At 69.8% G+C, this 5,930-nt stretch carries 7 protein-coding genes; 3 read left to right on the top strand and 4 right to left on the bottom strand.

Annotated features, from left to right (window positions below; translation table 11 throughout):
- Nucleotides 1-1,021: MFS transporter (locus IJH84_RS11625; RefSeq protein ID WP_295143875.1), on the top strand; the 1,021-nt coding region annotated here is incomplete at its 5' end.
- A gap of 1 nt (nucleotide 1,022) precedes the next feature.
- Nucleotides 1,023-1,445 carry a hypothetical protein gene (locus IJH84_RS11620; protein WP_295143872.1) on the top strand — a complete coding sequence of 141 codons (423 nt, stop codon included), beginning with the start codon at nucleotides 1,023-1,025 and terminating at the stop codon, nucleotides 1,443-1,445.
- 40 nt (nucleotides 1,446-1,485) lie between these two features.
- Here the strand turns inward: IJH84_RS11620 and IJH84_RS11615 are convergent, their stop codons facing one another.
- Nucleotides 1,486-2,337 (bottom strand): thioesterase family protein, encoded by an 852-nt coding sequence (locus tag IJH84_RS11615; protein ID WP_295143870.1) that lies wholly within the window; start codon nucleotides 2,335-2,337, stop codon nucleotides 1,486-1,488.
- Between the two features lie 87 nt (nucleotides 2,338-2,424).
- On the opposite strand from IJH84_RS11615, the gene IJH84_RS11610 reads away from it, so the two are divergent.
- Nucleotides 2,425-3,240, top strand: a complete 816-nt coding sequence (locus tag IJH84_RS11610) for a helix-turn-helix domain-containing protein (protein WP_295143866.1) — start codon at nucleotides 2,425-2,427, stop codon at nucleotides 3,238-3,240.
- A 31-nt stretch (nucleotides 3,241-3,271) separates the two neighbouring features.
- Here the strand turns inward: IJH84_RS11610 and IJH84_RS11605 are convergent, their stop codons facing one another.
- From IJH84_RS11605 to IJH84_RS11595, 3 genes are all read right to left on the bottom strand, one after another.
- The gene (locus IJH84_RS11605) at nucleotides 3,272-4,516 is read right to left on the bottom strand and encodes an aromatic acid exporter family protein (protein ID WP_295143862.1); all 1,245 of its coding nucleotides are present in this window, start codon (nucleotides 4,514-4,516) and stop codon (nucleotides 3,272-3,274) included.
- Nucleotides 4,517-4,613: 97 nt separating this feature from the next.
- A complete protein-coding gene (locus IJH84_RS11600) occupies nucleotides 4,614-4,769 on the bottom strand; it encodes a DUF6131 family protein (RefSeq protein ID WP_200071604.1) in 156 nt (51 codons plus the stop codon).
- Between the two features lie 197 nt (nucleotides 4,770-4,966).
- Complete coding sequence (locus IJH84_RS11595) at nucleotides 4,967-5,686, bottom strand: GolD/DthD family dehydrogenase (RefSeq protein ID WP_295143859.1); 720 nt, start codon at nucleotides 5,684-5,686, stop codon at nucleotides 4,967-4,969.
- Between the last annotated feature and the right edge of the window lie 244 nt (nucleotides 5,687-5,930).

Below are 5,930 nucleotides of genomic sequence, written 5' to 3'. Positions count from 1 at the left end.
GACGCTGCCCAACAAGCGAGCCACGCAGCCGTTGGACATCCCCGGTGTGGTGCTGCTGGCGGCGGCGACCACGAGCCTGATCTTCTTCACCGACTTCGGCGGCGACGCCGCGCACGGCTGGAGCGCGCCGGAAACCTGGATGTGGGGCGCCGGGCTGGTCGTGGCCGCGGCGCTGTTCGTGTTCGCGGAGTCGCGCGCGACGGACCCGATCATCCCGCTGTCGCTGTTCCGCAACCCGATCTTCATCAACGCCACCGCGATCGGGCTGGTGCTGGGGCTGAGCATGTTCTCCGCGCTCGGTTTCCTGCCGACTTTCCTGCAGATGTCCACCGGAACTTCGGCCGCGGTCTCCGGCATGGCGATGCTGCCGATGATGGCCGGGCTGATGCTCACCTCCATCGTCTCCGGCCGCCGGATCACCAAGACCGGACGCTACAAGCTGTTCCCGATCCTCGGCACGATCGTCACCGGCATCGGCATGGTCGCCATGACGAGCCTGTCCGCCGAGACGCCCGTGTGGTTGCTGTGCGCGTTCCTGTTCGTGTTCGGCGCGGGCCTCGGGCTGATCATGCAGGTCGTCGTGCTGGTGGTGCAGAACTCGGTGAGCCCGTCCGTGATCGGCACCGCGACCAGCACGAACAACTACTTCCGCGAGGTCGGCGGGGCGCTGGGCACCTCGGTGTTCGGCACCATCTTCTCCACCCGGCTCACGGAGAACCTGAAGGTCATCTTCGCCGGTGCCGGAGCATCGCCGGAACAGGCGCAGAGCGCGGCGGGCTCGGTGGCCCCCAGCGCGCTGGAACAACTGCCCGCGCCGATCAAGGACGCCATCGTCGGCGCTTACGCCGACGCGCTGGCCCCGGTGTTCTGGTACCTGGTCCCGTTCATCGGCGTCGCGTTCCTGCTCGCGCTGCTGCTCAAGCAGATTCCGCTGTCGGAGGTCGCAGGCCTGGTCGCCCGCGGCGAGGCGATCGGCGGCGAGGAGGCCGAAGCCCTCGAAGCGGCCCGGCGCTCTTCCTGACGTGGCTTCGCGCGGGGTCTACTACGTCGTCGAGCCGGAAGTAGCGGGAGAGCTCGGGCCGGGAACGAGTTTCGATCGCAGCGTCAGTCCGGTCACGGTGACCCGCCTCGAACTCCGGTTCACGAACTGGCTGGGTGATGCCCTGGTGGAGAGCACTCCCTGCTTCATCGTCACCGCCGCGCTCGCGGAGCGGATCACCCGGGAAGGCTTGACGGGAGTGGCCTTCGACGCCGTGACCGTGACGCTCTCACCCGAAGGCGAAGAGCTGATCGACGAGTCGTTGCCGCAGTGGCTCTGGCTCAAGATCACCGGTTGGCCCGGTGCCTCCGACTTCGGCCGCAACGACGATTTGACGCTCGTCGTCTCCGAACGAGCGTTGTCCGTTCTGCAGGAGTCGGGGCTCGACAATGCCGTTGTGGTGTAGTCGTGCTCACTCGGTTCGTCCGCGTCTCGCCGGCCTCGGCTCAGCGCGACGCTTCAGGTTGCGGGGAGCTTTCCGTGGCCCGCGGCGCGGGCCGGAGCACAGCGGCGAGCTGGCGGGCCTGGGCGACCAGGTGGCCGCGGGAGTCCCAGAGCTCGAAGTCCTCTTCGTGGTAGCCGTCCGCGACGTGGTGGGTGGCCACCCGGCAGGCCAGCCATCCCGGTGCGGGCCAGCGGCGGACGTGGGTGTTCAGTTCCACGGTCGCCGAGCCCGCGACTCCGAGTTCGAGGACCACCGGCGCGGCGGCGTCGACGAGCAGCGGCAGGCTCATCGGATCGGCGTCGCGGCCACCGGCGAACGCGATCCAGAATTCGGCGTGCGGGACGGAGCTGGGCGATCCGCCGAACCATCCCGGCCGTACGGGGTATCGGAACTCGACCTGCTCGGTGATCGTCACCTCGGGCATCGGCGCATCCGCGAGCGGGTCGAGACATTCCCCGGGCGGCGGTAGATCGGGCATCGCGGACAGCTCCGCGCAAATGCCCGCGGCACCTGTGCGGTCGGTGAAGCTTGCGGTCGTGCGCACGATCTCGGTGCCGTCGGCGAGGATTCGGGCCTGGCCGGTGGATATCCGGCGGCCCCGGTTGGCCACCTCGGTGTGCACCTCGATCGGACCGGGACGGCCTCGGCGCAAGAAGAAGGTGGACACCACGAGCGGGTCCGGGTGGGGGAGCGCGGCGCGCAACGCGCTGAGGCTCACGGCCGCCGCGTACCCGCCGTTGATCACGCCGCCGAGCGCTTTCCAACGCGGCGAGAACCCGGCCTCGAACCGGCCCGGGGTACCGGTCGGTCGCACGCGGGTGTCGATGTCGAACGGATGCTCCGCAACAGTCATGCACCGAATTCTGAATCGGTGCGTGCGGCGGATCGATTACTTCCGAGGTAATCGAACCGGCGCATCGCGCGGTCTAGCATCATCGATGTGTCCGACTCGGTTGCCGAACGCGAAGCATCAGCCGGCCCGGGGGAGGTGTTGCGGGAATGGCGGGCGCGCCGGCGTCGCAGTCAGCTCGAACTCGCCATCTCGGCGGGAGTGTCGGCTCGGCACCTGAGCTTCGTCGAGACCGGCCGGTCGAGAGCCAGCCGTGAACTGCTGCTCACGCTCTCCGAGAGCCTGGAAGTGCCGCTGCGCGAACGCAACGCCCTGCTGCTCGCCGGCGGCTACGCGCCGGTCTACACCGCGTCCGACCTGGATGACGAGCAGTTGCAGGCGATTCGTGCGGCCCTCGATCACCTGCTCACCGGGCACGAGCCCTATCCGGCGCTGGTCATTGACCGCTGGGGCGACATGCAGCTGAGCAATCGCGCGGTCGCGCCGCTGCTCGCCGGGGTCGACCCGGAGCTGCTCGCCCCGCCGGTGAACATCTTCCGCCTCAGCCTGCACCCAGCGGGACTGGCGCCGCGCATCCGCAACCTCGGCGCGTGGGCGGCCCACTTGATCGAACGCCTCGACCGGCTAACGCGGGCGACCGGCGATGCGCGCCTCGCCGGACTGCTCTCCGAGATGCGCGGCTACGGCCCGCCCACCGGGGACATGAACAGCCGGCCTGAGCACGACGTACTGCTGCCGTTGCAGCTGGAGCATCCTTCCGGTGAGCTGAACCTGCACAGCACCGTGACGCACTTCGGCGCGCCGCACGACGTGAACCTCGCCGAACTCGCGGTCGAGTCGTTCTTCCCGGCCGACGAGGCGACCCGGCGAATTCTCGGCGAGCTGGCAGCCGGCACGACGGCCTGACGTTCCCATGGAGGGGGTAGGCTGTTGCGCGCTAATTCCCCGCGGAGCCCACGGATCGGGGTTCCTCCCGGTCGGGTTCGAGCAGGCGCGACAGGGAATGGCGGGCGTGGACGAACTCTTCGACCAAGCGGTGCGCATCGGTTTGCAGGGCGCCGTAGATCGGCCATTGCCGCGGGCTGTCGAGCGTTTCGTCCCCGGCCTGTTCGGCGAGCTCGCGGTAAGCGCGTTCGGCCCGGGAAGTGGCGTCGTCGAGTTCGCGCAGTTGTGGCGTGTCGTCGGCGCTGTGCAATCGGCCGAGGTTTCGAGCCGCTTCGGCCGCTGCAGCGAGCAGTTCGGCGTAGCCGATGATGAACCGGTGGTGTGCCCGGTCCTGCGGGTGGTCGGTGGCGGCGGCGTTGTGCACGCCGCGCAGGCCGGAGCGCAGTTGCTCACCCGCGCGCTCCAGCGCGTTGAGGATCGTGCGATGGCCGGCGAAGGAGGTGGAGTCCCGCATGAACAACCTGCGCGGGTTGAACCGCATGGTCTCGGCGGCGTGCTCGACGGTGGCGCGCGCCTGCGCCACCGACTCCGGCAACTGGTCGGCGCGGTGCTGCCACGCCTGCGCCGATTCCCGGTCCGGCACACCGCCGTGCAAGCCCTCCGACACGTCGGTGAGCAGGTCGCACAGCGAGTGGGCCAGTGAACCGATGCCGTGCTCGGCGCTGCGGTAGCGCATCGGCGGCACGATCACGAGGTTGGTGAGCACTCCCAGCGCGCAACCCAGCAGCACCAGCCCGGCGATGCTGGCCAGCTGCAGATAGCTGGCGGAGAGCGCGGGTGACTGGGTGAACGACGAGTAGGCGAACAGCGCGGCCACCCCGACCTGCGGTCCCTGCTGGCCGAGTTTGCGCCAGCGCCCGAAAACCAGCGCGACCAGGATCAGTACCGCGAACGTCCACATCGCGGCACCGAGCGTGGGCGTGAGCACCCCGGCCAGAACCACGCCGGCCACCATCGCCGCGGCGTAGCGGGCGGACTGGTCCACCGACTGCGACACCGTCGCCTGCACCATCAGCAACGCGGTGAACGGGGCGAACGTCGCCGAAGGCGCGTGCAGCAGGTTGTTCGCGATCAGCCAGGCCACGGCTGCCGCGAACACGCTCTTCACGATCGACAACATCGCGTCGCGGTCCGGGCCGGCGTGGCCCAGACCTCGCCGCAGCGTGCCGATGAGGCGTTCGGCGCGTTCCTTCGCCCGGTGGACCGCGGTCCGTCCGGTCGTGTCGCCTCCGGTCATGGCTTCGCGTCGCCCTCGGAACATCGGGGCTCGGTTCGTGCGCACGGCGGGGCGATGCGGGTTTCGGTCCATCCGCACGCCAGTCCACTGTGGCCGGTCAGAACCAGTGGGCGCGGCCGCCGACCTTGGTGCCCATTCGGCCGAGCACGAACAGGACCAGGCCCGCGACGATCAGGATGCCGCCGATCGTGTAGAGGACGGGGACGCTCAGCACCAGGCCGAGGATCAGCAGGATGACACCTAGGGTGATCACGGGGATCTCCTCCAAGCGCAGTGGGGCAAGACCCTCTTCGCCTACCCGGTGATCCGGGATGTCAATCACTGGGTCGGCTGATGCGCGTGGTGCCGATCGCGACTGCGCTCGGTCCGTCGTGGCAGGGCGGCGGAAGTCTCGGTGACCGGCGCAGCGAACCCGAGTTATTCCACTGTGGATAGATGTCGGATCGAGCGTCAGCGGATGGTGAATCCGCCGTCCACCCGCAGGTCGGTGCCGTTGACCATGGCGGCCTCTTCGGTGGCGAGGTAGGCGACCGCGGCCGCGATCTCCGCGGGCTCGGCGAACCGGCCCGCCGGGATGTCCTCCCGGTGCGCTTCGCCCGCGGGGTTGTCCCAGGCCGCGCGGCCGAGCTCGGTGAGCACCACGGTCGGCGAAACCGCGTTCACCGTCACGCCGCTGCGCGCCCACTCGAAAGCCAGCGTCCGGGTCATGCCGAGGATTCCGGCCTTCGAGGCGCTGTAGGCGACGTGCTGGTCGAGCGCGACGCTCGCGGCCTGCGAGGCGAGGTTGATGATCCGCCCGGAGCCCTGCTCGACCATGCCGCGCCCGACCGCCTGGCACATCAGGAAACTCCCGGTGAGGTTGATGTCCAGGGTCGCGCGCCAGTCGTCCATGACGATGTCGGCGGCCGGTGCCAGCCGGGCGACACCGGCGGAGTTGACCAGCACGTCGATCCGGCCGTGCCGGTCGAGCACCTCCCGTACGCAGTCCTGCACCGAGTCCGGTTCGGAGACGTCCACCCGGTGCGCCGAAGCGCACGACTCCGGCAGGTCGGCGACGAGGTCGGCGCCCGCGACCGTGGCCCCGCGTTCGGCCAGCACGCGGGTGATCTCGGCGCCGATCCCGGACGCCGCACCGGTCACCAGGGCCACCTTCTGCGCAAGTTCAAACATGGCTGAGCCGTCCTTGTCCGTGGTTTCGGCCGCCGCGGCCGAAAACTCTGCTGTTCGCAACGGGGCTGCGCACAACGGAGCTGCGCACCGCCCGTCTTGCACCGGCGGAAACCGCCCTCCGCGCCGGGAGGGCGGTCCGCCGGTTCGGTGCCATGGCACCGGTCGGCACCGGATGCGCCGCCCGCCGGGCGGTGCGCAGCTCCGTTGTGCGCAGCCCCGTTGCGAACAGCAGAGTTTTCGGCCG

Origin of the sequence: Saccharopolyspora sp. (genome assembly GCF_017434145.1) — a bacterium.
In the GTDB taxonomy this organism is placed as follows: Bacteria; Actinomycetota; Actinomycetes; order Mycobacteriales; family Pseudonocardiaceae; genus Saccharopolyspora_C; species Saccharopolyspora_C galaxeae.
This window is presented reverse-complemented; position numbering and strand designations above follow the sequence as displayed.

What these genes read in the sequence shown, in the direction of transcription:
- IJH84_RS11615 (WP_295143870.1), bottom strand. Translation starts at nt 2,337, where the DNA reads ATGACTGTTGCGGAGCATCCGTTCGACATCGACACCCGCGTGCGACCG.
- IJH84_RS11595 (WP_295143859.1), bottom strand. Translation starts at nt 5,686, where the DNA reads ATGTTTGAACTTGCGCAGAAGGTGGCCCTGGTGACCGGTGCGGCGTCC.
- IJH84_RS11605 (WP_295143862.1), bottom strand. Translation starts at nt 4,516, where the DNA reads ATGACCGGAGGCGACACGACCGGACGGACCGCGGTCCACCGGGCGAAG.